This window comes from Vibrio sp. 10N.261.52.C11, from assembly GCF_041471405.1.
GTDB lineage: Bacteria > Pseudomonadota > Gammaproteobacteria > Enterobacterales > Vibrionaceae > Vibrio > Vibrio crassostreae_C.
Genome location: NZ_JBFROI010000009.1, coordinates 39,038 through 63,358, shown reverse-complemented (window position 1 = coordinate 63,358; position 24,321 = coordinate 39,038). Strand labels below are relative to the sequence as shown.

Below are 24,321 nucleotides of genomic sequence, written 5' to 3'. Positions count from 1 at the left end.
CCTTTTTTAATGATAAAGATTTGCTAGAAAGTAAAGCATCTCAGATTTAAGCGAAACAAAGTCGATTACTTCAGGTGATCCCAAGAGATGTTTGACACCAATCGGCAGTCATCACACTTGAAATAGAAAATATCGTGGATAGGCGCATCTAGCAGCCATTCACCACCACATTGCGGGCATTTGCGCTCTTTTTCATCTTTCAGGCTGATCCCACCGACACGGTATAAGTAGTAGTAGGTTGGAACCTTAGTCAGATACTCAATGCGCCCTCTTAGACCCCAACCGCGTTTAAACAGCACACTCTTCGTGTCACTGATCTCGGTTAGCGTTGCATGTTCCGCGCGACAACCACCACCCATTTGTACTTCATCACAGGCTTGCCATTCGGTCTGCCATTTCAACACGGCTTTATGGTCGCCATTGAAGGTAGGTGGATTGCGATACAAAGGGATTGGTAGCAAGCTATCGCCACTACGCAGCGGTGAACAGGTGTGCACGAATGTCGTGTATAACACCTGCCAGCTTGGTGTTTCATCTTCTGCCACTTCTTCTGAGTTCAGATCTCGACCTAGCAAACGCATTTTAGGCGCTAGTAGGCTCGCGTTAGACAAGCGATCAAAACACACTTTCACAAAGTCTGAGTGATTACGCGGGTGCAAGCTATCTTGCTCCGGGCACACAACGCGAACATAGAATTCACCATCGCCCATCACGATTGGGAACTCACGACCTAACACTTGTCCGTTATAACGAAGTGCATCCATTAAGCCATTAACCGCCTTGTCGACAGCGCTTACCGTTGTGTTATCAAAACACTCAAATTGAAGTTCTAGTACGTACATCTATTTATACCGCTGGTTGTAGCTTTTCTAAAAATTCTGCCAATGTCTCGGCGAGCACATCACGATTTTTGGTACCTAAGCGCTCCAAAATCACGTTACCCGTTAGGTTACAGATAGAGATAACATCCAGCTCAGCATCGGTCGCGGCAATGAAAACCGTTGGTTTTAGCTTCAAGCGACGCTGAGTTACTAGGTGACCCAAAATGTTTTCTTGTAGGCATTCGAAGTCTTCATCACTCCAAATCTGTAACAGAGTCAATTCGTTACCATCGAAAGTTGCGTTCATATCTGCGCTGAATTGTGCGCCGTAGAAAGTTTTGATGTCTTCATGCAGAGTCAACTCAATACCGGTTTCAACGTTGGTGAAATCCGCGAATTGCTCACGTGGATAGTGCTTCCACAACACGGCATCGCCACTCTTTTCTTCTACGCATGGCGATACGATGTCCACCAACTCCTCATTACGAGGTAAGCTTTGGTGTTTCTGCTGCCACGCGTCAACGTATCGCTGACTAAAAGAAAGTAGTGCGTCTTGAGCACGTTGAGTCATGAAAATCTCCTAAACACAAAATAATAAATAGAATCCGAGCCCTTTCCGCGCCGATTAAGCGATGACTTAATGACAGGGTAAGGGGGATTCAGTAAAATCGACCCCATTCTAATCGAATTTGAAACGAAAGTATGAGCAAATATTCTGACGCAAAAGAGCTAGCGGGTTTAACCCTTGGCCAAAAAACTGAGTACTCTAACCAATACGATGCAAGTTTATTGCAACCAGTGCCTCGTAGCCTTAATCGCGATGATCTTGCGCTAAACGGCGAGCTGCCTTTTGTTGGTCATGATATTTGGACGATGTACGAGCTTTCGTGGCTAAACACCAATGGTCTACCACAAGTGGCTGTCGGTGAAGTTTTCATCCCAGCAACCAGCCCAAATTTAATTGAATCAAAATCTTTCAAGCTGTACCTGAACAGCTACAACCAGACTCAATTTGAAAACTGGGATCAAGTAACCGAGCGCCTGACCCAAGATTTGTCGGCATGTGCAGGCGAAACGGTGATTGTGAATGTAAACTCAGTAACCGACTACACTAACCAACCTATCGTGACGATGGAAGGTGACTGTATCGACAACCAAGACATCCAAATCACTAGCTACGACTTTGAAGCGTCGCTGCTTGAAGGCGCTGCTGGCGAACAAGACGTTGAAGAAACACTGCACAGCCACCTATTGAAGTCGAACTGTTTGATCACCAATCAACCGGATTGGGGCAGCGTTGAGATCGCATATTCTGGTAAGCAAATTGACCGTGAAGCTCTGCTACGCTATTTAGTTTCTTTCCGTGAGCACAATGAATTCCACGAACAATGTGTTGAGCGTATCTTCACTGACATCATGAAATACTGTGCACCTTCGAAGCTAACTGTGTTCGCACGTTACACACGTCGTGGTGGTCTGGATATCAACCCATACCGTTCAACAGAGCAAGATAGACCAAGCCACAATAAGCGTATGGCTCGCCAATAATCAGGCGAGAACCACCCACACTTATTTGAACCTACCAAATCTTTAAAGGGACATTGAAATGCGTTGGTTATACGTTGTTAGTCTATTTATTTTAAGCTTAAGCACATCGGTCAATGCGTCGGTTTATTCGTCGGCGCTACTCAATGAAGCCAATAATTTGGTTGAGATCGAGCCGAGCCAAGCAAAACAAATGGCCAACAGCTACCTAACGCTGCGTGTCCTTTCTGATCAACGCGAGAAAAGCCCTTCAGCTATTTCTCGCGAAGAGACAGACTCCTCGATTCGAACACCAAACAGCAGTATCGATGCGTATAAGATCTTAGCCAAAGCGGAATACAACCTTGGCAATATGCGTATTGCGATTCAGCACATCGACAAAGCCTCCGAGCTAGCGCAAACCTATAAGCTTGATTACCTAAAAATAGATCTTCAGATCCTAAAAGTTCGCTTACTTTGGCTGAGTGATAGAAAATCAGCCAAAGCAAAATCAGAGCTCACTAACATTGAAACAAATCTAGAGTCGGTGAATAAAACCTTACGCTTAACGGAAGGCATTACCTATCGCTTGATCATGTTGAAAGCCGACATCGCCTCTTACGACAACAAGATCGATGAAGCCGAAAAGTTCTATCAAGAAGCCAAAACCTATCTCGATCAACGTTACTCTGAAAAAGTCACCATCGACTACCATATCTCCGTCGGCGAGTTTTATCTGACTCACAAAGAGTACAACCACGCGTTATCCGAGTTGTTGTATGGCTACTGGAAATCAGTAGAGGGCAATCTAAGTTCACGTTTGGCCAAGGTCAACCGCCTACTTGCGCAGCTTTTCTTTGAGCGCCAAGTGTTGGATAAAGCGTTAGAACACCTATCTCAAGCCGCTGATTTCTATGACAACTTTGAAAACTCGCCTGTCTTAGCACAAGTGCTTAAGAAAATGGGGGATGTGTACTTCTATCAAGGGAAATATAACCTTGCCTTGGTACACTTCTTCAACGTTCTTGATCACGAAAGCACTGACCGAGATATCCACCAAGTCATTGATATCCGACTAAGTCTATCGGCGACCTACTTACGCCTTTATAACTACCCTCTAGCAGAACAGTACCTAACCCGTGCCCTTGAGCTGCTGGAATATACCGACATTCCAAAGCTGGAAGGCCGTGCTGCACTGTTATCTGCAGGGTTAGCGTATCACCTACAAGAAAGCGAAGACGTGATAAAGCATGCGACACGTGCACTTGAGATCTCACGCCAGATAGAGAACATGCGCCTTTCACAACGCTCGTACTACTTACTTTCTTTGGGTTATGAACAGGCAGGTCGTCCACAGCAAGCATTGGCAAACCTCAAGCAATACAACAGCCTTGTCTCTCTAGAGCAGCAAAAACTCAACCGTGTTGGCGAAGACGCGTTCCGTCAACAGAAAGAATTTGCCGAACAAACCCTGCACTACGCAGGCCAAGCGCAAGAGCTAGAGCAATACAAACTGGAGCATCGTAAGTTCCAAAAAATATCGTTCGCCCTATTCCTGTTCAGCATTGTCTTGTTCTTCTTTGTTCTGCGCCGTGGCTATCTCATTCAAACCTTAGCCAAAGAAGTGGACTCACTGCGCACCGACCTATTTACGCACTCACGTTCAAAGCTTCCGAACTTAAGAATGCTCAATGCGAAGCTCTCTAACTCGCTGGAACAAACCAGCCAGACCTTCGAACAGTGGCAACTTGGCGAATTGATTCATGAGCCACTCAACGACCGCTTACGCTTCGTGATGATTGATTTACCGTTCTTACGCAATATGTACACGCAGAACGGTTACAAAGCCGGTCTAGAACTGGAAGACGCTTTCGGTGAATTCCTAAAATCTAAGCTTGAAGGCCCAGCTCGTGTCTACCACTTCTCGGATGCGAACCTGCTTTATATCGAGCCAAACGCGGACCGTGATTTGTCGCCTGAGGACATGTTCAGAAAGATTCAGTCTTGGGTGAATGACTTCGAAACAGAGCGAAACATCAACCGAACGGTCCGTATGGGCATCGCTGACTACCCATTCTTGCCACGCGCTTACACCGCAATTAACGATCAAGAGCTGCTCGACGTATTGTTGATGTCGACCAATCTCGCCCGTGAGATCAGTCTCAAAGAGCGCAGTAGCCAATGGGTCTATCTAAAAGCTATCGATAATGCACCAGCAGCGAGCCTTGCAACTGGTAACATAAGAGAAGCGTGTAAACATGCGATTAATCAAGGGTTAATAAAAATACAATCCTCGTACCAGAATGAGGACAACATCAAAAAAATGCTAAAAGATGACTGATTTGCGAGCGGTTAAGAGCAGCAAGTCGTGACCTTATTTTTAGTTTTGTTATTATCGATGTAACGGAATTTCATCAAAATGATCGAGATCGGTCTACGCGGCGCTAATAAATACATCTATGGGCATTCTTGAAAAAGACATTCAGGCGCAACTCCACCAGCTGAAATCTCAGTTGGAGCAGGTCCGTTTGACGCAAAGAGACACCTCATTCAAGTTTATTAGAGAACAGAAAGTTCTAAAGCGTATCGTCACGTCTTTAAGTGATGCATGTGTTGGTAGTAACAGCCATTTAGATGAAAACCTCATTGCCCTTAGGGAAGAGCTAGAAAAGCAAAAAGACATTAGCTCAATGATCCCAAAACTGGCAGTATTAGAAAGGATGCTTAAGCAGAAAACGTTGGCTATGGATAAACAGAACGGGTATCTGGACGATAGCATTAAGCACAGTGGGGAAACGCTGCAGCGCATAACTGGCCTTCCAGCACAGCTCAAACGCGACCTACGAAACTTACTTAGCTTCTCCGAATGCAATGGCAGTCAGAAAGTCGACCACGCCATGAAACTTCTCGGTATTTATGAGCGTGCCATAAAGATTATGGCGAATAACTCACGCACCCATTTTGCTGACGCTGCGCACTCTCCGGAACAAGAGCTCCTTTCCGACCTATCAAACGAACTACAACATCTGATCACTGAACTCGACTTCGAGGGTGAATCGGGTGATCTGCTTACCGATATTCGAGCGAAGCTGCTGCTTGGTGTTTCCACACAAAACCTACTTGAGCTAACACTTCAGATCCTCAAACTGGTTATTGAAGGCACCAACCTAGAACGTAAGAAGTCTGAACAATTCATCGATCAGCTTAATTCTTCTTTAGCGTCCAGCATCAAAACGGCAGACCAAAATGCCGACCAGAGCCAGAGCTACTTTGAGCACCGACAAGGTCTAAACTCTGAGTTAAATGAACTAGTCACTAGAAGCCAAAGCTCGGTAGATAAAGCGAAAGATATTGATAGTTTAAAGCTGTCGATTAATCCGCTACTCAGTGAAATCGCCTCTCTTTCGGAAAGGCTGAACCACGCAGAGCAAAAAGAACAAGCTCTGATAGAGAGAATGAGTTACGGAAAGACTCAGTTAGATTCACTCTATGAAGTGACGCAAGATTACCGTAAGCGCTTGGAAGATCAGGCTCAGCGTATGCTGCTTGATCCTCTAACCAAGGTTTACAATCGCACTGCCTTTACTGATCGCTTAGAGCTTGAGTATCGCCGCTGGATCCGCGCGCAACACTCGCTACGCGTAGTACTGCTCGACATCGACAACTTCAAAGCAATTAACGATAGCTTTGGTTACACCGCGGGCGACAAAGCACTCAAGATCATCGCAAGAACTATTACCAAAGAAGCAGGCACCACCGATACTGTGGCACGTTTTTCAGGTGAAGAGTTTGTGTTATTGCTGCCAGAGCAAACCGATGAATATTGCCATCAGGTGATTCAGAACATTCAAACTCAAGTAAGCCGCCTGCCCTTTAAATTCCGTGACCAGCAAATCACGATCACTTTATGCGCGGCAAGTACTCAGTTTAAAGAGTCAGATACACCTGAAGAAGTGCTAGAGCGACTCAATAAGACTCTAAATAAAGCAAAACAACGCGGTACCAACCAACTTGTTTGGCACTAGGCCAGCCCTAGATTTAATTTATTTCATTTTTTCAAATACTTATCACATACCATTTCCCTCAATGTTTGCTAAGCTAATGATTAACATTCGCTTAACAAGCATTCATGGCAAGCAACGCTGTCGTATCCGTTTCGTCTGGTTAACTCTCTCCTACCTTTAACCAAACACTTTCAACGTTTGCTTCTCACTCTCGAGCCAGAGGGTCACTTCAACGTCCCCTGCTCTTTTCAACAAGGAGGCACTATGATCACTCATATCAGCCCTGCCGGTAGCATGGATTTACTCTCTCAACTTGAGGTTGAGCGTCTTAAGAAAACCGCGTCTAGTGATCTATACCAACTGTATCGTAACTGTACGTTAGCGGTACTCAACTCAGGTAGCCACACCGACAACTCCAAAGAGCTACTCGACAAGTATCAGTCATTTGATGTTGAAGTGGTGCGTCGTGAGCGTGGTATCAAGCTCGAACTAAGCAACCCACCAGAGCATGCCTTTGTCGACGGTGAAATCATCAAGGGTATTCAAGAACATCTATTCTCAGTGCTGCGTGACATTGTCTACGTCAACATGCACTTGGCCGATAACCAAAGGCTTAACCTCACCAACGCAACTCACATCACCAATCTTGTGTTTGGTATTTTGAGAAACGCAGGAGCACTCACACCCGGCATCGAGCCTAACCTGATTGTATGTTGGGGTGGTCACTCTATTAATGCCAGCGAATACCAATACACTCGTGAAGTCGGTAATGAGCTCGGCCTCCGTGAACTGAATATCTGTACCGGTTGTGGACCGGGTGCAATGGAAGGCCCAATGAAAGGGGCTGCCATTGGTCACGCGAAGCAGCGTTACACCGATCATCGTTATCTGGGGCTTACCGAGCCTTCGATCATTGCGGCTGAGCCACCAAACCCAATCGTCAACGAACTGGTGATCATGCCAGATATTGAGAAGCGTCTTGAGGCGTTTGTTCGTATGGCACATGGCATCATCATTTTCCCAGGCGGCCCCGGCACGGCCGAAGAGCTGCTGTACATCTTAGGGATCATGATGCACCCGAATAACGCCGAACAGCCAATGCCGATTGTGTTAACGGGCTCGAAAGAGAGTGAGGCTTACTTCCGCTCAATCGATAAGTTCATTGGGGAAACTCTAGGGCCTGATGCTCAGAAACATTACGAGATCGTGATTGATGACCCAGCACGCGCTGCGAAAATCATGAAACAAGCGATGCCAGATGTGCGTTCTCACCGTAAAGAGACCGGTGATGCCTACAGCTACAACTGGTCACTGCATATTGAGCCTGAGTTCCAACTGCCATTCGACCCAACACACGAATCTATGGCGGCGCTTGATCTTCATATGGACCAAAAAACAGAAAGCCTAGCCGCTAATTTACGTAAAGCGTTCTCAGGCATTGTGGCTGGTAACGTCAAAGCAGAGGGTATTCTGGAGATCGAGAAGCACGGCCCATTCCTAATTGATGGCGACAAAGAGCTAATGACCAAGATGGACCAACTGCTGAATGACTTTGTTGAGCAACATCGAATGAAGTTACCGGGAGGGACCGACTACGTGCCTTGCTATAAAATCGCCTCACGTGATTAAGGCGTTTACGTTACCAACGTTTCAACTCACCAAGTGATACGTTACTATAAGGGGCTAGCAGCCCCTTTTTTATTGCCTATTTAGTGGAAACTTATGTCTATCCATCTTGTTATTATCGATGCCTTAAACCTCATCCGACGCGTGCACTCTGTTCAGCCGGATCCAACCGATATAGCAAGAACCATTACCACCACAATTCGCACTCTCAATAAGATTCTGAATGAATCAAAGCCCACCCACATCATCGCGGTATTTGATCACCATTTACAAGACCGTGGCTGGCGCGCAGATGTGCTTCCTGCTTATAAGCAGAATCGTAAACCGATGCCAGAACCATTGATGAAAGGCCTTGATGCTATTCAACAAGCTTGGTGGGAGTTAGGCATTGATTCACTGCTGTCTGATGGCGATGAAGCGGATGATCTCGTCGCAACACTGGCAAAGAAAGTGGCTGACCACGGAGAAACCGTCACCATCGTCTCGACGGATAAGGGCTACTGCCAACTGTTGTCACCAACGCTTCAGATCCGAGATTACTTCCAGCACCGCTGGTTAGATAAACCCTTTATCGAAGCTGAGTTTGGCGTTAAACCTGAACAACTGGCGGATTACTGGGGATTAACGGGCGTAAGCTCAAGCCAAGTACCGGGCATCCCAGGTATCGGGCCAAAAGCAGCCAAAGAGATATTGACCACTTACCCAGATATCGAAGCGGCCTATCAAGCAGAAGATCTGCCGAAAAAATATCGTAAGAAGTTCGACGAACACATCGAATCCGCTCGTGTATGTAAGCAAGTATCGGCACTCAAAACCGATATTGATTTAGGGTTCAACCTGCAAGATATTCGTTACGAAGCAAACGCTTAAGTCGCTGTGACTCGATAATATTGATACAAAAAATGCCCCTTAAAGGAGCATTTTTTATCACTGACACACTAACGTAAATATTAGTGCGGTGAGATGTTTGAAAGCGCCTGAATGTGGACCGTGATCTCTTCGCGATCGTGGTAAAGGTGCTTAGCCTGCATCTTGAACTTCACTTTGTTCTCAATCAGGAACACTTTTAGGTTCTCGATATCTTGCAGTACTTCATCGTAACGGCCTTTCATAGGCAGTTTAAGGTTGAACAGTGCTTCTTTCGCCCAGCCTTTGATGATCCACTCACCCATAAGGTGAGCAACACGAGCTGGCTTCTCAACCATGTCACAGATAATCCAAGTTACGTTCTTACGGTCTGGTTCAAACTTAAAGCCATCCACCATGTGGTGCTTAATTTGACCTGTTTCCATTAGGCTGTCTGCCATCATGCCGTTATCAACACAGTGAACGAACATCGAGCGCTTAACCAATTGGTAAGTCCAACCACCTGGACATGCACCTAAATCAACACCCCACATACCTGGAGCCAAACGCTCGTCCCACTCATCACGAGGGATGAATACGTGGAATGCTTCTTCTAGCTTCAATGTAGAACGGCTTGGCGCATCTGATGGGAACTTCAGACGAGGGATACCCATAAAGAACTGGGAGTTGTTCGTTGGGTAAGAGTAACCAACAAAACAGTGGCCCGGAGCGATGAAGCATAAATGAAGCACAGGCTTCTTAGCGTTATCTTTCGCTGTCATCAGGCCTTTACCACGCATCGCTTGACGCATCGGCACGGTAAATTTACGGCAGAACTTCAAAAGCTCTTTTGCTTCGTTAGTATCTGGCGTTTCAATACGGATATCACCACAACGAGGGAAACCTTCTTTCTCAGAAAGCGCCTCAAGAATTGGAGAAATACGGTCATCGGTTGGCAGGTCTTTAATTTCAACAGCCACTGCCAACATTTGACGAGCAAAGATCAGTGATTGGAAATCGATCTCTTTGATCAACTTGTCCGCTTCACCTGCTTGGTAACATTCAAACAATACAAAACCTGTATTGTTCTTTAGGCGAGGAAAACCAAACACTTCCAGTTGTGTTGCCTTGTCTTGAATTTCGCCAGCACATTCTTTTTCAAAACCAGAGCGACAATAAAGTAGTACGTGTTTCACTGAGTTACCTCTTTTATATTCAAAGCAGCGAAGGAGAAGACTCCCCAACCAATGATAAATAGTAGACCACCAAACGGAGTGATAGGGCCAAACCATTTTATTCCTGTCAGTGCCAAGCCATAAAGGCTGCCACTAAAACAAAGGATGCCGATGATAAAGCAAATTGCCGCAATGAAAAAATATTTTTGTGATTTAGCGCCAAGTTTCATCTGCAGCAGAGCGCCACACGCCAATATCGCTAGAGTATGGATAAATTGGTACTGAACACCCGTCTCAAACACGCCTAGCAGATATTCAGACAAGATAGCTTTCAAACCGTGAGCTGCAAAGGCGCCAAGCATCACAGCAACCGCACCAGAGATGCCAGCAAACATGAGTAAATACTTACTTCTCATTGAGTACCTCTTTGATAAACGCTGATAACTTCTCAACGGTTAACGCAATATTCTGCTGCTCGGTGTAACCAGAACTCTTACGAGGTTTAAAGCTGTGGTCGCCATCGGGAATAAATTCAACACGAATAGAATCAGACAGATCAAAATCAGCAAACTCTTCACGCTTACCAAAGGTATCGCGCTCACCTTGTAAAATGAGGCATGGCTTTGCTAACTCAGCCAGATGCTCACCTTTGTATTTCTCGGGTTTACCTGGTGGGTGGAAAGGAAAGCCTAAACACGCCATTGCGGCCACCTTATCAAGTTCAGACAAATGGCTCGCCATACGCCCTCCCATCGACTTACCACCAATCACAAGCTTATCGGCATCAACCTGCTCAATAATCTCTTGATAGGCTTCAAGTAGCTTAGGCGCTCTGTCAGGTGGACGACGCTTACCATCTTCAGCACGTTTAATCATGTAAGGGAAGTTGAAACGAATCACTCGTATCCCTTTAAAGGCTAACCCTTTGGCTACCGACTGCATGAACTCATGCTCCATGCCTGCGCCAGCACCATGGGCAAAGATAAAGGTGATGGGATTGTCTTCACCATCAATGATGACGTTATTCATCGAGTAAGTCCTCTTGTTCACTTTGCGCTTTCGCTAGCATCCAGTCGCGGAAGGTAGCAATACGACCCATGTCGGCTTGTTTCTCATGACAAACCACATAGAAGGCGTTCTTACTCACCAACACTTCATCAAAAGGCGCAATCAAACGACCCGCTTCGATTTCAGGCTGCGCCAACACGTTGTTACCCAGAGCAATGCCCTGGCCGTGAGCCGCTGCCTGCAGCACCATGGTTGAGTGACTGAAGATAGGGCCGTGATTAACGTTTACCCCATCGATGCCATTTTGCTTAGCGAACTGTTTCCAATCCTTTCGAGAAGTATCATGCAATAGCGTATGACATGCTAAATCACTGAGAGATTCTAATGGTTTTACTCCTAGCAGCACGGAAGGTGAGCAAAGAGGGATCAAGTATTCTTGGTAAAGCTTATCGGCTCTAAGCCCCGACCAATTACCTCGGCCATAATAGATAGCGACGTCTACATCATCGGTTAGCGAGCCTTCATCCATATCAACGGCTTTGATTCTTACATCAATATCAGGCTCTTGCTGATTAAAGTCAGCGAGCCTTGGTACCAACCATTGAATAGCAAAACTCGGCGGTAAACTGATGGTCAATGCGCCCTTCTCACTTCGCTCCAGCACTTTGTCTGTCGCTTCTGCTAGTGATGTGAAAATATCTTTGATATCTAAGAAGTAGCTTTGACCTTCTTCAGTTAGCAGCAAAGAGCGGTTTCTTCGGCGAAACAGCTTCAAAGATAAGAATTCTTCAAGCGCTTTGATCTGATGACTGACTGCCGCTTGAGTAACAAACAACTCTTCTGCAGCACGCGTAAAACTCAAGTGTCGAGCTGCAGCTTCAAACACTCTTAGCGAGTTTAATGGGGGTAATCGACGAGACATAGTTACTCTCTAAATAAGCATTAGTTTTTTTTATCTGAAACATTATAATTTGTCCATTGCCTAGCAGCCAGAGAAATTCTATATTTCATCCCGCAGCAGCTAGCCTGAACGGCTTGATTCTCTCTAGAATCAATTGGCTTAGCTCCTGCGATGTTGTGTTTGCAAACTCGTTCTTTTCGAGTTGGGTAGAGTTCTACCAAATGTTTTGTTGCAGTTTATACTGAAACGAGGCATGTACTTCCTGTATTTATTTTGACCTGTCTGTCAAATTTGTTTACACCGCCTTATGGGCGGTGTTTTTTTATGTGCAAAGAAATGTAACAACAAGTTTATCAATAGCTGTGCTAATTAATCTTTATTATTTTTCATCGCCAATCACAGAATCAGACACCCACTCAAATAATCAACTGAACACATACAAATAGCACCATTGAGTTGCACTAAAAAGTAACAGAATACTTCAAGATACTCACACTTCTTCGGTACTTATAAACCCGTTTAGAGCTTACTCTTTCTATCAATCAAAAATTTTAAAGCTGAGCATGACGATAGCACGCCCAAACTCACGCCTCTGTCTGACTACTGTAAATCATTCACAATAGAAAATAAAAAAGCCGCTTACTTTTCAGTAAACGGCTTTGCAAAATGATTAACGCTTGGTCAACACACCACTATGGGCGGTAAACCTTAACGTTATGGAAGCCCTGCTCTTGTAGGTAAAGTGCCTGTAGACGGCTCATTACACCACGGTCACAGTACAGCAAGTACTCTTTCGCTTGGTCTAGGTCGCCAAACTGAGTCGAAAGCTTGAAGAATGGGATGTGTTTAATTTCAACACCCTCGATCTCTAATGGGCTTTCGTCTTCTTCTTCTGGGCTACGGATATCAAGAACGATAGCGTGCTCAGCAACAGCTTGAACTTGTTCAACTTCAGGCGCTTGCTCTTGGCTCTCTTTCTCGATGTCACGGATATCCATAACACGAGCGTTCTCGATCACTTGATCCAGCACTTCAAAGTTAAACTTAGCTTCTTCTGCTTCCAGTTTGCCTTTCTTCGCTTTCACTGTTGGCTTCTTAGAAATAACACCACAGTACTCAGGCATTACCTTAGCGAAGTCTTCAGTACCGATGATACGAGAAAGGTCGATGATGTCTTCTTTATCCCAGTTGATCAGTGGACGAAGGATCAAAGTGTCCGTCACGTTGTCGATATGACGCAGGTTAGTTAGCGTTTGGCTAGAAACCTGACCAAGAGCTTCACCCGTTACTAGTGCTTCGATACCGAAACGCTCTGCAACCATACCACCAGCACGCATGAACATACGCTTAAGAACAACGCCCATTTGGCCATCTTCAACGTTCTCAAGGATTTCAGCAACCACAGGTTCAAAGTCTACAGAAATGAACTTCACCTTTGCAGATGAGCCGTATTTATTCCATAGGTAGTGAGCCACTTGTTTAACACCAATCTCGTGCGCTGGGCCACCAAGGTTGAAGAAACAGTAGTGAACCTTAGAGCCGCGTTTGATGTGCAGGTAGCTTGAAACACCAGAATCAAAGCCGCCAGAGATCAAGCTCAGTAGATCTTCTTGAGTACCAAGAGGGAAGCCACCGAGGCCTTTGTGACGAGCTAGAACTTGGTTTAGCTTGTCGTTAGCCACTTCAACCTTAACGGTTACATCAGGGTTCTTAAGTCGAACTTTCGCTGACTCAACTGCTTGGTTTAGACCGCCGCCTACGTAGCGCTCAAGTTCAATAGAGGTAAAGTCATGCTTACCACGACGCTTAGCACGTACAGAGAAAGTCTTGCCTTCAATGTCAGCACGGCTGCGTTCTAGTACTTGCTCGTAAATATCGTGCAAGTCTTTGAATTCAGACTGTTGAACTTCAAGAGAGTGGTGAATACCTGGAGTGTGAGTCAGAGCCTCTAACACTTCTGCGTAGTACTGGTCACTCTCAGACGTCACTTCAATATGATCGCGACGGTTGAATACCGCAACACTTTCACAGCGACGTTGAATAACGTTACGAATGTTGCACTCTAGAATCCTTGTGAAGCGCTTACGCACCGATTCACTTTTTACAAAAATTTCCGGATGGGGCTTAACAATAAATTTCATAGTACTTTCACAACATTAATGTTCAAAATTTTGAAAACGCTCATCGCCAAGTAAATTAGAGAATTTACACAGCACTTGAAGCAAGAATAGATCATATCTAAATCTAAGGGCGCGAATTATACATGAGAAAGTGAAGCAAGGAAAAGAGTGCTTGCTGTAACACCATCATTAAACCGCTTGTTATTAACAGTAGCAGGTTTCGAAACGACATAAATGCCGCAGAGAGAACCATTGAAGACCAGCAAACAAAAAGCCCAACCTCATTATAAGGTTGGGCTTTCGATGCTATCTGCATGTTACCGTGTGTACACGTATCGGCTATTCATTAATAACAGGCACTTCGTCACTGTAAAGCGGCTCGCCCTGCATGATGCTGATTTCAACGCGGCGGTTGAGGCTACGTTGCCATTCAGTATCGTTCGGCTCGACTGGCTCGGTATCCGCCATGCCGCGTACTCTCAAGCGTTGATGAGAGAAACCACGCACCTTTTCCATCTCTTGAGCAACAGACACTGCTCGCTGTGATGACAAGTCCCAATTAGATCGATAAAGCTCGGAATCAAGACGTTGATTATCGGTGTGCCCTGAGATTCGAACGATACCCGGAACATCTTTCACCAACTCAGCAACCTGTCTCACCAAAGGTCGGAACTTAGGCTGTAGGAAAGCAGAACCCGATGGGAATGCACCCTTCTCACGAATTCGAATCACAATCTGCTGGCCAAGGTTTTCAACTTCAATCGCGCCTTGGTCTATCTCTCGCTCCAACGCCTTCTTGATGCTTTCCATCAAGGTTTCCATCTCTTGCGATTGAGCTTCAGCTTGTTGTTGCTGTTGGTCTGACTCAGAGTTTTGATTGTCGTGAGTCGAAACCTCTGGCGACTTGCCTCCGGTCATCTTGCCTTGATCACGCATGGTACCGCCAGCACGCTCAGATTCACCTTCATGAAACTCAAGCGTTTGCTGCGTAATATCAATCGTCTGCTGCATGATCACATCAATCGGTGTCGGCTCTGGACGACCAGGTCGAAACTCTTGTGCAATGATGCTGGTGCCTTTAGGAATGTCTTTCACTTCCAAGCGGTTTTGTACACCAAACGCAAATTTCATCGAGCCAGCGATCTGTTTGAACTTCAGTACGTCCATCTCAGAGAATGAGAGCAGCAGTACGAAGAAACACATCAGCAGTGACATCAAGTCAGCAAATGTCCCCATCCATTGAGGCAATCCCGGAGGAGGACATTTACATGGATTTTCTTCATCCATCTTCAACTCCTCTTACGCAGGTTCACCATCAATCGTACGCTTACCTTCGTTTAGGTAGCTCTTCAGGTAACCATCGATTACTCGTGGGTTCTGACCATCTTGAATCGCGAGTACGCCATCCATAACCAAACGACGGTTGAGTGTCTCTTGGTCACGACGCAGCGCAAGCTTGTCGGCAATTGGGAAGAACACCATGTTCGAAAGAATCGCACCATATAGGGTGGTTAAAAGTGCCACCGCCATCGCAGGGCCGATCGCTTTTGGATCATCCATGTTAGAAAGCATGGCAACCAAGCCAACCAAGGTACCAATCATACCCATCGCGGGTGCTACATCACCAAATGCAGAGAACACCTTCGCGCCCTGCTCATGACGCTCTGTGGTTAATGCGATGTCTTTTTGCAGTGCAGCACGAACTACATCTCCATCATGGCCATCCACCAAAAGATCGATGCCCTTTTGCATGAAACTGTTGTTAATTTCCATCTCTTCCAGTGCTAAAAAACCACCTTTACGAGCCGCATCAGCCATCTCTACAACTTTCGCAATAAGATCTTCAGGCTCATCCGCTTTAAACATAAAAGCTTTGCCTGCGATTTTAGTCGCACCAAAGAACTGTCCCATGGTGAACTTCATTAGAACAACAAAGGTTGAGCCCCCAACTACGATCAAAATGGATGTCGTGTCATAGAACATCCCGAGGCTTCCACCTAGGATCATTGCCATAATTACAAAGGCAAATCCACCAATCAAACCTATTAGGGTTGCTAAATCCACTGAGCACTCCTCATGCTTTTTTGTAGCTCTATGTCGACGATAATCTTTGTATCGGCAAGACTATAAGATCTTTTAGTAAATTCTTGGCCTAAGTATCACACTTTTCGTTTTTGAATCCCAACTATTGGCTTACTTTGCTCTTATACGTAGCGCATAAACTCGATAAAGCTAAGGTTATTCAAGCAAAGTGCGTTCAAGCCCCTTAAAAACGAACTTTCTAGCAAAATTTCTTGGTTACATTTGACCATCTCAGCGGCCTAGGGTAACGTTCGTTCATCTTTCCAAACGCAGATTTATTATGGCTACTAAGAAACCTGAAAATATGAGCTTTGAAGCAGCAATCGAAGAGCTTGATGGCTTGGTTGATCAACTAGAAAATGGTGATCTAGCTTTAGATGATGCGCTGAAAAAGTTCGAACGAGGCATCTCCCTCGCTCGTGCCGGTCAAAGCAAACTAAACGATGCTGAACAGCGTGTTAGCATCCTACTGCAAAATGATGAAAACGCAGAACTTAGTGACTTTAACCCACAACCAGAATAACGAATTGTATGAGATCCCCTATGATTGAGACTTTATTGTCTTATCAAGCACGTAATAACGAGCAACTGAACCTTTGGCTTGATCGCCTACCACACCAAGATCAGAACCTGATCAACGCGATGCGTTATGGGTTACTTTTAGGCGGTAAACGCGCACGTCCATTTCTTGTCTACATTACAGGGGAAATGCTCGGCTGCACCGCTGAAGAACTCGACACTCCAGCATCTGCAATCGAATGTATTCATGCCTATTCTCTGATTCACGACGACCTTCCAGCAATGGACGACGATGAACTGCGTCGTGGCCATCAGACTTGTCACATCAAATACGATGAAGCAACGGCAATTTTAACTGGCGATGCACTACAAACTCTCGCGTTTACTATACTTGCGGAAGGTACATTAAGTGCTGACGGTGAAAGCAATCGCGTTCGAATGATTCAACGCCTAGCCGAAGCCTCTGGTGCACAAGGTATGTGCATTGGACAAGCACTTGATATTGAAGCTGAAAACCGCTCTGTCACGCTAGAAGAGTTAGAAGAAGTTCACCGCAATAAAACGGGCGCGCTAATGAAATGTGCGATTCGTTTAGGTGCTCTCGCTGCTGGTGAAAAAGCGTTTGAAGTGATGCCTCAATTAGACAAGTACGCCGACGCCATTGGATTAGCATTCCAGGTTCAAGATGATATTTTAGATATCACTGGCGATACTGAAACTTTGGGTAAGCCACAGGGTTCTGACCAAGAATTGAACAAAAGCACCTACCCTTCTTTGCTAGGTTTAGAGGGCGCTCAAGAAAAAGCGCAAACTCTGCTACAGGAAGCGCTTCAAGCTTTGGCTGCAATCCCATACAATACCCAGTTACTCGAAGAGTTCGCCCGATACGTCATCGAGCGCAAGAACTAAGACAATAAGCGCGCATTACCTATGACTCTTGATATATCAAAGTACCCAACTCTTGCTTTGGCTGATAAGCCAGAGGATTTGCGTCTACTTCCAAAAGAGACGCTGACACAGCTTTGTGATGAATTACGTACCTATCTTCTTAACTCAGTGAGCCAGTCAAGTGGTCACTTAGCGTCAGGCTTAGGTACAGTAGAGCTGACAGTTGCTCTGCACTATGTGTACAACACGCCTTTTGACCAGTTGGTTTGGGATGTTGGTCACCAAGCATACCCGCACAAAATTCTTACAGGTCGTCGCGACCGCTTGTCGACTATCCGTCAAAAAGATGGACTGCACCCATTCCCATGGCGTCAAGAGAGCGAATACGATACCCTTTCTGTTGGTCACTCTTCAACATCGATCAGTGCTGCACTTGGTATGGCTATCAGTTCGAAGAAAGAAGGCAAGAACCGTAAAGTCGTGAGTGTGATTGGTGATGGCGCGATTACTGCGGGTATGGCATTTGAAGCCATGAACCACGCGGGCGATATTCACAATGACATGCTGGTTATCCTGAACGATAACGAGATGTCGATCTCTGAAAACGTAGGTGCGCTAAACAACCACCTAGCTCAAGTTCTTTCTGGCAGTCTTTACACGTCAATTCGTGAGGGCGGCAAGAAAGTGCTATCAGGCGTTCCGCCGATTAAAGAGCTGGTTCGTCGTACAGAAGAACATCTAAAAGGCATGGTTGTCCCTGGCACCATGTTCGAAGAGTTAGGCTTTAACTACATTGGCCCAATTGATGGTCACGATGTCAATGAGCTGATTAAAACGCTTAAGAACATGAGAGACCTTAAAGGCCCTCAGTTCCTGCATATCATGACTAAGAAAGGCAAAGGCTACGAGCCAGCTGAGAAAGATCCAATCGGTTACCACGGCGTACCGAAATTCGATCCAGCACACTCAAGTCTGCCTAAGAGCACCAGCTCTAAACCAACTTTCTCTAAGGTTTTTGGTGACTTCCTGTGTGATATGGCGGCGCAAGATCCTAAGCTAATGGCGATCACGCCTGCAATGCGTGAAGGTTCTGGCATGGTGCGTTTCTCGAAAGAGTACCCAGAACAATACTTCGACGTAGCAATTGCTGAGCAGCATGCTGTGACCCTAGCAACGGGTATGGCGATTGCCGGTGATAAGCCGATTGTCGCTATCTACTCGACGTTCCTACAACGTGGCTACGATCAACTGATCCACGATGTGGCTATCATGGACTTACCGGTCATGTTCGCTATTGACCGTGCAGGTCTTGTCGGTGCTGATGGTCAAACACACCAAGGTGCGTTCGACTTAAGCTTTATGCGTTGTATTCCAAACATGGTGATCATGGCGCCAAGCGACGAAAACGAATGTCGCCAAATGCTTTACACTGGCCACCAGCATACAGGTCCAAGTGCCGTTCGTTACCCTCGCGGTAATGGTATGGGTACTGAGATACAAAATAAATTTACCGCGCTTGAGATTGGTAAAGGTCGTATCGTTCGCGAAAGCGAAAAAACAAAAGATGGCTCGAAAGTCGCTATCTTAAGCTTTGGTACTTTCCTTGAGAGTGCACTTCAAGCCGCTGACGTCATCGATGCGACAGTTGCAGATATGCGCTTTGTGAAACCACTCGATGAAGCTCTGATCAAACAACTTGCTGCTGACCACGATGTACTGGTAACTATCGAAGAGAATGCGATTGCAGGTGGTGCGGGCGCAGGTGTGATTGAGTTCTTGATGCAAGAGAAACTGCTGATGCCAGTATTGAACCTTGGCCTACCAGACAAGTTCATTGCTCAAGGTACGCAAGGCGAACTGCATGAAGAGCTTGGTTTGGACGCGAAAGGCATTGAGAAGTCTATCACTGACTATCTTGCCAAGTAGCTTTAATACGTAAGCTCGTAAGCTCCGCAAACAAAAAAGGTTGGCCCTAGGGTCAACCTTTTTAGTATCTGCTAATTAGTTTGGTGTATCGCCAACTAAACCTTAGCCCTTCAGTTAACTCACACTAACCAACCAGCGAAATGTGCCACGGCATACAACGAAATAGCCGCCATAATACCCGCTACAATATCGTCAATCATGATACCTAAACCGCCGTGAATTCGTGCATCTAACCAACCAATCGGCCATGGTTTCACCATGTCAAAGAAGCGGAAAAGCACAAAACCAGTCAGCAGCCACTTCCAGTCATCAGCAGGGATATTCAACATAGGCACTAAGCTCATGGTGATCCAAAAGCCCGCGAACTCATCCCAAACGATAGAACCGTGGTCATGCACGCCCATATCATCAGACGTTACTTGGCAGATCTTAATACCAATAATGCAGCTTACCACCACCACGGCAACGTAAGCAGGAAACGGTAGCTGAACCAACAATAGGTACAACGGAATTGACGCAAGCGTGCCCATTGTGCCGGGAATAATAGGCGATAAGCCACTGCCAAAACCCGTTGCTAAGAAATGCCAAGGATTTTTAAGAGAAATAAGAGAAAGTGGGTTTGTCATCAATTAACCTTAAAGTGATCGTAACCAGTTAAGTTCCAGCTTAGTGGTTCACCATTATTGTGTAATTCAAAATATTCTACAGGTCTTATCTGGCCAATGCAGGTGACTTTTGTACCTGTGTGTGACAAAGCACTTTCCAGCGACCCTTTATTCTCTTCTGGTACAGTAAAGCACAGTTCGTACTCTTCACCACTCGTTAGCGCATACTGCTGAGCTGAAGTGATATCAGGAGCGAACTGACGTAACTCTGGAGAGATAGGCAGCGTGCTTACATCAATACTCGCGCCAACTTGAGAACGCTTAAGGATATGTTTTAAATCAGCAATAACGCCATCAGAGATATCAATCGCAGATGAAGCAAGGTTCACTAGAGCCTGACCCGCTAACACTCGTGGGGCGCTCACATAATGTCTCTCTTCAAGCTCAGCAGCATAGGGCTTCGCTCTGTTCTGCTCAGGGTTAAGTAACACTTCTAAGCCAGCTTTGCTGTCACCTAGATTACCTGTTACGTAAATCCAGTCGCCCACTTTCGCGCCATCTCTGCGCAGCGCTCGTCCTTCAGGAACAAAGCCCTGTACCGTCAGTGTCAGGCTTAGTGGACCTTTGGTTGTGTCGCCACCAATTAACTGAATACCAAAGTAGTCTGCGAGTTTAAAAAAGGAGTCACAGAAGGGAGCAAGCCATGCTTCATCGATTTCAGGCATGGTTAAAGCAAAAGACACCCAAGCAGGCGTCGCGCCCATTGCAGCAAGGTCACTGATATTGGAAGCCAACGCTTTGTGTGCCACCCAAGCCGGATTCGCCTCAGCTAAGAAATGGGTACCAGCCACTAAGGTGTCCGTGCTGATCGCTATCTCAACATTGCCCGGCGCTTTGACCAAAGCACAATCATCGCCAGCAGCTAGAAGAACGTCTTTACGTTGTGGTTGTCGATTTACAAAATATTTTTCAATCAGGTTAAATTCGCCAGACATCACATGCCCTATCTTTAGTCTCATAAAAATCGCCGTAATCATGGATATTACAGAAATTTAGTTACAAAAAAGGCCAGCATAAAAGCTGACCTTTAGATTCAATATACGAACGTCTTATTTCTTACGAACGTGCGGTGCAGCTTTATCAAGCACACCGTTAACAAACTTATGGCTGTCTTCTGCTGCAAATACTTTTGCAAGCTCGATAGCTTCGTTGATAACCACTTTGTATGGTACATCTTCGCGACGAGTCATCTCGTACATAGCTAAACGTAGAAGCGCTAGTTCCATCAGATCCAGATCTTGCATAGGGCGAGATACGAATGGACGAAGCTTGCTATCAAGTTCCATGTGGCTAAGAGCAACACCAGTTAGTAGGTCGCGGAAGTATGCAACGTCTGTTTCTGGCATAGCAAGAGCAGGCTCTGCAGCATGATGCTCTTCTTCATCATACTTACCACCAGATAAGAACTGTTCTTCAACGGTAGCAATATTTTCTTTAGTAATTTGCCAAGAATAAATTGCTTGTAGAGCAAATTGACGTGCGTTACGACGTGCGGCTGGTTTCACACTGGCCCCCATTAGGAATCGATTTCAGAAAGAACGTTGATCATCTCAAGTGCGCTAAGTGCTGCTTCTGCACCCTTATTACCAGCCTTGGTTCCTGCGCGTTCAATAGCTTGATCGATCGTATCAACAGTAAGAACACCAAACGCTACTGGAAGAGAATATTCCAGAGACACTTGTGCCAAACCTTTATTACATTCACTACAAACATAGTCAAAGTGAGGTGTACCGCCACGAATTACTGTACCAAGAGATACAATCGCATCGAACTTACCTGTTTTTGCAACGCGCTGCGCTACAAGTGGAAGTTCTACTGCACCAGGGCAACGAACAACAGTGATGTTGTCTTCGCTTACTTGTCCATGACGCTTTAAAGTATCGATTGCACCAGAAAGTAAACTTTCGTTAATAAAACTGTTGAAACGAGCAATAACGATAGCAATTTTTGCATTTGGCGCTGGGAAGCCACCCTCGATCACTTTCATAAGCCTTCCTTTAACTATTTTCATCAAGTGAGAATCGCCGGATTCTAGCACAAAACTGTGAGCAATATCTAATGGTAATTTAGAAGAACAGACACCGGCAATGTAAAGATGATAATGCAGCGCTGATCCCAAGCATATAGGAACAGCGAGTAACCAAGTTTGTGTGTTGAACACGTTTTGAGTCGGACTTGGCTACTTTGCTCTTTTGGCAAGATTTATCACCAAAAGAGCCACTGAAATCATCGGTAAATTATGTTGCTACAAACGGAGAAACGTCTGCTTGCTAACGCATGGTTTATTCGCAAACGTACTCAACAACGTTAAGGCCAAAACCACCCAATGCGTGGTAACGCTTAGTGCTTGAAGAAAGCAGACGCATATCGTGCACACCTAGATCTTGAAGAATCTGAGAACCGACACCAACACGACGCGAGGTACCCTGCTTCTTCGCCATAGTTGGCTGCTCGTTCTTGTCTTGCGCTTCGAATGTCTTCACTTTGTGAATCAAAGAATCAGACGACTCTTCGTTGCCAAGAATAACCAACACACCGCCTTCGTCGCCAATACGCTTCATCGCTTTATCTAGCGACCAGCTGCGTTCAGTACCACGGTCTGAATGAAGCAGATCGGTGAACGTGTCATGCAGGTGAACACGTACCAAAGGAGCACCTTCAGATAGGTCGCCTTTTTGCATCGCGTAGTGGATCTGGTTATCAATTGTATCGCGGTAAGTCACCAGCTCGAAATCACCAAACTCTGTTGGTAAATAGCATTGTGCTACACGCTCAATCGTTGTTTCTGTGTTGTTGCGGTATTCAATCAAGTCAGCAATCGTGCCTAGCTTGATGTCGTGTTTTTCAGCAAACACTTCAAGGTCAGGGCGACGAGCCATAGTACCGTCGTCGTTAAGGATCTCAACGATAACCGATGCTGGCTCGCAGCCTGCAAGACGTGCTAAATCACAACCTGCTTCTGTGTGTCCTGCGCGAGTCAGAACACCGCCATCTTGCGCTGTCAGTGGGAAAATATGACCAGGTTGAACAAGATCAGCCGCTTTCGCATCTTTCGCCACTGCCGCTTGAACCGTCACTGCACGGTCTGATGCAGAGATACCCGTTGTTACGCCCTCTGCCGCTTCAATCGAAACAGTAAAGTTAGTGGTGTACTGTGCGTTGTTATCTTGAACCATAGGCGCTAGACCCATGCGGTTTGAACGCTCTTTGGTTAGCGTCAGACAAATTAAACCACGGCCGTACATCGCCATGAAGTTAATCGCTTCTGGCGTCACATGTTCTGCTGCCATGATCAGATCGCCTTCATTTTCGCGATCTTCATCATCCATCAGGATAACCATTTTTCCTAGGCGAATGTCTTCAATAATTTCTTGAGGAGTACTAATTGGCATTGTTCTATATCCTTTGAAATGGTTCTGCTTCCTAGAACCGACACTATTTAAACCTGATGATATTGCTTCGCTTTACAAAGTCTCGCTTAACGCACTTTGTATCAACGGTTAGGCAAAACCATTCTGCTGTAAGAATTCCATCGTTAATCGAGATTCAGGCTCAGATTCTTGTTGCTGACCTTGCAGTAAACGCTCCATGTAACGTGCTAATACATCAACTTCTAGATTCACTTTACGACCGACATTGAATTGGTCGATGGTGGTTTCTGAAGAAGTATGAGGAACGATAGTCAGCTTGAATGCGTTCTTACGTAAATCGTTCACAGTCAGGCTAATGCCATCAACTGTTACTGAGCCTTTTTGAGCCACGTATTTTGAGATTTCTGCTGGCATTTCTACCCAGAATTCAATCGCACGGCCAACTTGGTTACGTTCAACAATCTCACCCACGCCATCAACGTGACCAGACACTATATGTCCACCGAAACGCGTGGTTGGTAACATTGCTTTCTCAAGGTTAACTTTATCGCCCGCTTGGTAATCGACAAAACCCGTTTTTTTCAGGGTCTCAAGCGAAAGATCTGCACTGTAGCTGTGGTCGTTATATTCAACAACTGTCAAACACACACCATTGGTAGCGATACTGTCGCCTAACTTAACGTCAGCCATATCAAGCTTACCAACATTAACCGTTACGGTGATGTCTTCTCCGCGGGGAGTGATTGCACTCAATGTACCTACGGCTTCTACAATTCCTGTAAACATTTTAAAACTCTTTTTGTTGTCAACGACACGTATGTAGTTGGAGTAACTATTTCCACTGT

The 24,321-nt window shown here is 45.7% G+C and carries 23 protein-coding genes; 8 read left to right on the top strand and 15 right to left on the bottom strand.

Going from position 1 to position 24,321, the window contains the following annotated elements; translation table 11 throughout:
- Nucleotides 1-65: 65 nt before the first annotated feature.
- Nucleotides 66-842 carry a Zn-ribbon-containing protein gene (locus AB4323_RS02580; protein WP_017060766.1) on the bottom strand — a complete coding sequence of 259 codons (777 nt, stop codon included), beginning with the start codon at nucleotides 840-842 and terminating at the stop codon, nucleotides 66-68.
- Between the two features lie 4 nt (nucleotides 843-846).
- Nucleotides 847-1,392, bottom strand: coding sequence for a SecY-interacting protein (syd, locus tag AB4323_RS02575; RefSeq protein ID WP_050633962.1), 546 nt, complete (start codon nucleotides 1,390-1,392; stop codon nucleotides 847-849).
- A gap of 131 nt (nucleotides 1,393-1,523) precedes the next feature.
- Here syd and queF point away from each other — a divergent pair, with 131 nt between their 5' ends.
- The 5 genes from queF (at nucleotide 1,524) to xni (ending at nucleotide 8,845) form a co-directional block, all read left to right on the top strand.
- Entirely contained in the window at nucleotides 1,524-2,369 is an 846-nt protein-coding gene (gene queF, locus AB4323_RS02570) for an NADPH-dependent 7-cyano-7-deazaguanine reductase QueF (protein WP_017060768.1), read from the top strand.
- 58 nt (nucleotides 2,370-2,427) lie between these two features.
- Nucleotides 2,428-4,686, top strand: a complete 2,259-nt coding sequence (locus AB4323_RS02565) for a tetratricopeptide repeat protein (RefSeq protein WP_017071997.1) — start codon at nucleotides 2,428-2,430, stop codon at nucleotides 4,684-4,686.
- A 118-nt stretch (nucleotides 4,687-4,804) separates the two neighbouring features.
- On the top strand, nucleotides 4,805-6,370 hold the full coding sequence (locus AB4323_RS02560) for a GGDEF domain-containing protein (RefSeq protein WP_017069497.1): 1,566 nt from the start codon (nucleotides 4,805-4,807) through the stop codon (nucleotides 6,368-6,370).
- A gap of 243 nt (nucleotides 6,371-6,613) precedes the next feature.
- Entirely contained in the window at nucleotides 6,614-7,978 is a 1,365-nt protein-coding gene (gene ppnN / locus AB4323_RS02555) for a nucleotide 5'-monophosphate nucleosidase PpnN (protein WP_017070492.1), read from the top strand.
- Between the two features lie 93 nt (nucleotides 7,979-8,071).
- Nucleotides 8,072-8,845 (top strand): flap endonuclease Xni, encoded by a 774-nt coding sequence (xni, locus tag AB4323_RS02550; RefSeq protein WP_017069498.1) that lies wholly within the window; start codon nucleotides 8,072-8,074, stop codon nucleotides 8,843-8,845.
- Between the two features lie 80 nt (nucleotides 8,846-8,925).
- Here xni and rlmM read toward each other — a convergent pair whose 3' ends face one another.
- The 7 genes from rlmM to pomA form a co-directional block, all read right to left on the bottom strand.
- Nucleotides 8,926-10,017: a 23S rRNA (cytidine(2498)-2'-O)-methyltransferase RlmM gene (gene rlmM / locus AB4323_RS02545; RefSeq protein ID WP_017070491.1), complete on the bottom strand. Its 1,092-nt coding sequence runs from the start codon at nucleotides 10,015-10,017 to the stop codon at nucleotides 8,926-8,928.
- Complete coding sequence (locus tag AB4323_RS02540) at nucleotides 10,014-10,412, bottom strand: DUF423 domain-containing protein (protein WP_372151538.1); 399 nt, start codon at nucleotides 10,410-10,412, stop codon at nucleotides 10,014-10,016. Before AB4323_RS02540 ends, rlmM begins: the two co-directional genes overlap by 4 nt.
- A complete protein-coding gene (locus tag AB4323_RS02535) occupies nucleotides 10,402-11,025 on the bottom strand; it encodes an alpha/beta fold hydrolase (RefSeq protein ID WP_102319949.1) in 624 nt (207 codons plus the stop codon). Before AB4323_RS02535 ends, AB4323_RS02540 begins: the two co-directional genes overlap by 11 nt.
- On the bottom strand, nucleotides 11,018-11,926 hold the full coding sequence (locus AB4323_RS02530) for a transcriptional regulator GcvA (RefSeq protein WP_012604639.1): 909 nt from the start codon (nucleotides 11,924-11,926) through the stop codon (nucleotides 11,018-11,020). The genes AB4323_RS02535 and AB4323_RS02530 overlap by 8 nt, the downstream gene beginning before the upstream one ends.
- A gap of 671 nt (nucleotides 11,927-12,597) precedes the next feature.
- Complete coding sequence (thiI, locus tag AB4323_RS02525) at nucleotides 12,598-14,046, bottom strand: tRNA uracil 4-sulfurtransferase ThiI (protein WP_017060776.1); 1,449 nt, start codon at nucleotides 14,044-14,046, stop codon at nucleotides 12,598-12,600.
- A 318-nt stretch (nucleotides 14,047-14,364) separates the two neighbouring features.
- Nucleotides 14,365-15,312 (bottom strand): flagellar motor protein MotB, encoded by a 948-nt coding sequence (locus AB4323_RS02520; protein WP_017060777.1) that lies wholly within the window; start codon nucleotides 15,310-15,312, stop codon nucleotides 14,365-14,367.
- A gap of 12 nt (nucleotides 15,313-15,324) precedes the next feature.
- Nucleotides 15,325-16,089, bottom strand: a complete 765-nt coding sequence (pomA, locus tag AB4323_RS02515) for a flagellar motor protein PomA (protein ID WP_017060778.1) — start codon at nucleotides 16,087-16,089, stop codon at nucleotides 15,325-15,327.
- Nucleotides 16,090-16,387: 298 nt separating this feature from the next.
- Here pomA and xseB point away from each other — a divergent pair, with 298 nt between their 5' ends.
- The 3 genes from xseB to dxs are packed head-to-tail and all read left to right on the top strand — an operon-like array spanning nucleotide 16,388 to nucleotide 19,440.
- Nucleotides 16,388-16,630 (top strand): exodeoxyribonuclease VII small subunit, encoded by a 243-nt coding sequence (xseB, locus tag AB4323_RS02510; RefSeq protein WP_004734405.1) that lies wholly within the window; start codon nucleotides 16,388-16,390, stop codon nucleotides 16,628-16,630.
- A 20-nt stretch (nucleotides 16,631-16,650) separates the two neighbouring features.
- Complete coding sequence (gene ispA, locus AB4323_RS02505) at nucleotides 16,651-17,535, top strand: (2E,6E)-farnesyl diphosphate synthase (protein WP_017063336.1); 885 nt, start codon at nucleotides 16,651-16,653, stop codon at nucleotides 17,533-17,535.
- A gap of 21 nt (nucleotides 17,536-17,556) precedes the next feature.
- Nucleotides 17,557-19,440 (top strand): 1-deoxy-D-xylulose-5-phosphate synthase, encoded by a 1,884-nt coding sequence (gene dxs, locus AB4323_RS02500; protein WP_372151536.1) that lies wholly within the window; start codon nucleotides 17,557-17,559, stop codon nucleotides 19,438-19,440.
- Between the two features lie 119 nt (nucleotides 19,441-19,559).
- On the opposite strand, the gene pgpA is transcribed toward dxs, so the two are convergent.
- From pgpA to AB4323_RS02470, 6 genes are all read right to left on the bottom strand, one after another.
- A complete protein-coding gene (gene pgpA, locus AB4323_RS02495) occupies nucleotides 19,560-20,066 on the bottom strand; it encodes a phosphatidylglycerophosphatase A (protein WP_017060782.1) in 507 nt (168 codons plus the stop codon).
- On the bottom strand, nucleotides 20,066-21,040 hold the full coding sequence (gene thiL / locus AB4323_RS02490) for a thiamine-phosphate kinase (RefSeq protein WP_017066823.1): 975 nt from the start codon (nucleotides 21,038-21,040) through the stop codon (nucleotides 20,066-20,068). Before thiL ends, pgpA begins: the two co-directional genes overlap by 1 nt.
- Nucleotides 21,041-21,154: 114 nt before the next feature.
- Nucleotides 21,155-21,622, bottom strand: coding sequence for a transcription antitermination factor NusB (gene nusB / locus AB4323_RS02485; RefSeq protein ID WP_004734399.1), 468 nt, complete (start codon nucleotides 21,620-21,622; stop codon nucleotides 21,155-21,157).
- The gene (ribE, locus tag AB4323_RS02480) at nucleotides 21,622-22,092 is read right to left on the bottom strand and encodes a 6,7-dimethyl-8-ribityllumazine synthase (RefSeq protein WP_004741508.1); all 471 of its coding nucleotides are present in this window, start codon (nucleotides 22,090-22,092) and stop codon (nucleotides 21,622-21,624) included. The genes nusB and ribE overlap by 1 nt, the downstream gene beginning before the upstream one ends.
- 295 nt (nucleotides 22,093-22,387) lie before the next feature.
- Nucleotides 22,388-23,497, bottom strand: coding sequence for a bifunctional 3,4-dihydroxy-2-butanone-4-phosphate synthase/GTP cyclohydrolase II (gene ribBA / locus AB4323_RS02475; protein ID WP_372151534.1), 1,110 nt, complete (start codon nucleotides 23,495-23,497; stop codon nucleotides 22,388-22,390).
- Nucleotides 23,498-23,605: 108 nt separating this feature from the next.
- A complete protein-coding gene (locus AB4323_RS02470; protein ID WP_010436361.1) occupies nucleotides 23,606-24,262 on the bottom strand; it encodes a riboflavin synthase in 657 nt (218 codons plus the stop codon).
- Nucleotides 24,263-24,321 lie beyond the last annotated feature (59 nt).

Coding starts and splice junctions, on each gene's coding strand:
- AB4323_RS02580 (WP_017060766.1), bottom strand. CDS start 842: ATGTACGTACTAGAACTTCAATTTGAGTGTTTTGATAACACAACGGTA.
- syd (WP_050633962.1), bottom strand. CDS start 1,392: ATGACTCAACGTGCTCAAGACGCACTACTTTCTTTTAGTCAGCGATAC.
- queF (WP_017060768.1), top strand. CDS start 1,524: ATGAGCAAATATTCTGACGCAAAAGAGCTAGCGGGTTTAACCCTTGGC.
- AB4323_RS02565 (WP_017071997.1), top strand. CDS start 2,428: ATGCGTTGGTTATACGTTGTTAGTCTATTTATTTTAAGCTTAAGCACA.
- AB4323_RS02560 (WP_017069497.1), top strand. CDS start 4,805: ATGGGCATTCTTGAAAAAGACATTCAGGCGCAACTCCACCAGCTGAAA.
- ppnN (WP_017070492.1), top strand. CDS start 6,614: ATGATCACTCATATCAGCCCTGCCGGTAGCATGGATTTACTCTCTCAA.
- xni (WP_017069498.1), top strand. CDS start 8,072: ATGTCTATCCATCTTGTTATTATCGATGCCTTAAACCTCATCCGACGC.
- AB4323_RS02540 (WP_372151538.1), bottom strand. CDS start 10,412: ATGAGAAGTAAGTATTTACTCATGTTTGCTGGCATCTCTGGTGCGGTT.
- AB4323_RS02535 (WP_102319949.1), bottom strand. CDS start 11,025: ATGAATAACGTCATCATTGATGGTGAAGACAATCCCATCACCTTTATC.
- AB4323_RS02530 (WP_012604639.1), bottom strand. CDS start 11,926: ATGTCTCGTCGATTACCCCCATTAAACTCGCTAAGAGTGTTTGAAGCT.
- thiI (WP_017060776.1), bottom strand. CDS start 14,046: ATGAAATTTATTGTTAAGCCCCATCCGGAAATTTTTGTAAAAAGTGAA.
- AB4323_RS02520 (WP_017060777.1), bottom strand. CDS start 15,312: ATGGATGAAGAAAATCCATGTAAATGTCCTCCTCCGGGATTGCCTCAA.
- xseB (WP_004734405.1), top strand. CDS start 16,388: ATGGCTACTAAGAAACCTGAAAATATGAGCTTTGAAGCAGCAATCGAA.
- ispA (WP_017063336.1), top strand. CDS start 16,651: ATGATTGAGACTTTATTGTCTTATCAAGCACGTAATAACGAGCAACTG.
- dxs (WP_372151536.1), top strand. CDS start 17,557: ATGACTCTTGATATATCAAAGTACCCAACTCTTGCTTTGGCTGATAAG.
- pgpA (WP_017060782.1), bottom strand. CDS start 20,066: ATGACAAACCCACTTTCTCTTATTTCTCTTAAAAATCCTTGGCATTTC.
- thiL (WP_017066823.1), bottom strand. CDS start 21,040: ATGTCTGGCGAATTTAACCTGATTGAAAAATATTTTGTAAATCGACAA.
- nusB (WP_004734399.1), bottom strand. CDS start 21,622: ATGGGGGCCAGTGTGAAACCAGCCGCACGTCGTAACGCACGTCAATTT.
- ribE (WP_004741508.1), bottom strand. CDS start 22,092: ATGAAAGTGATCGAGGGTGGCTTCCCAGCGCCAAATGCAAAAATTGCT.
- ribBA (WP_372151534.1), bottom strand. CDS start 23,497: ATGCCAATTAGTACTCCTCAAGAAATTATTGAAGACATTCGCCTAGGA.
- AB4323_RS02470 (WP_010436361.1), bottom strand. CDS start 24,262: ATGTTTACAGGAATTGTAGAAGCCGTAGGTACATTGAGTGCAATCACT.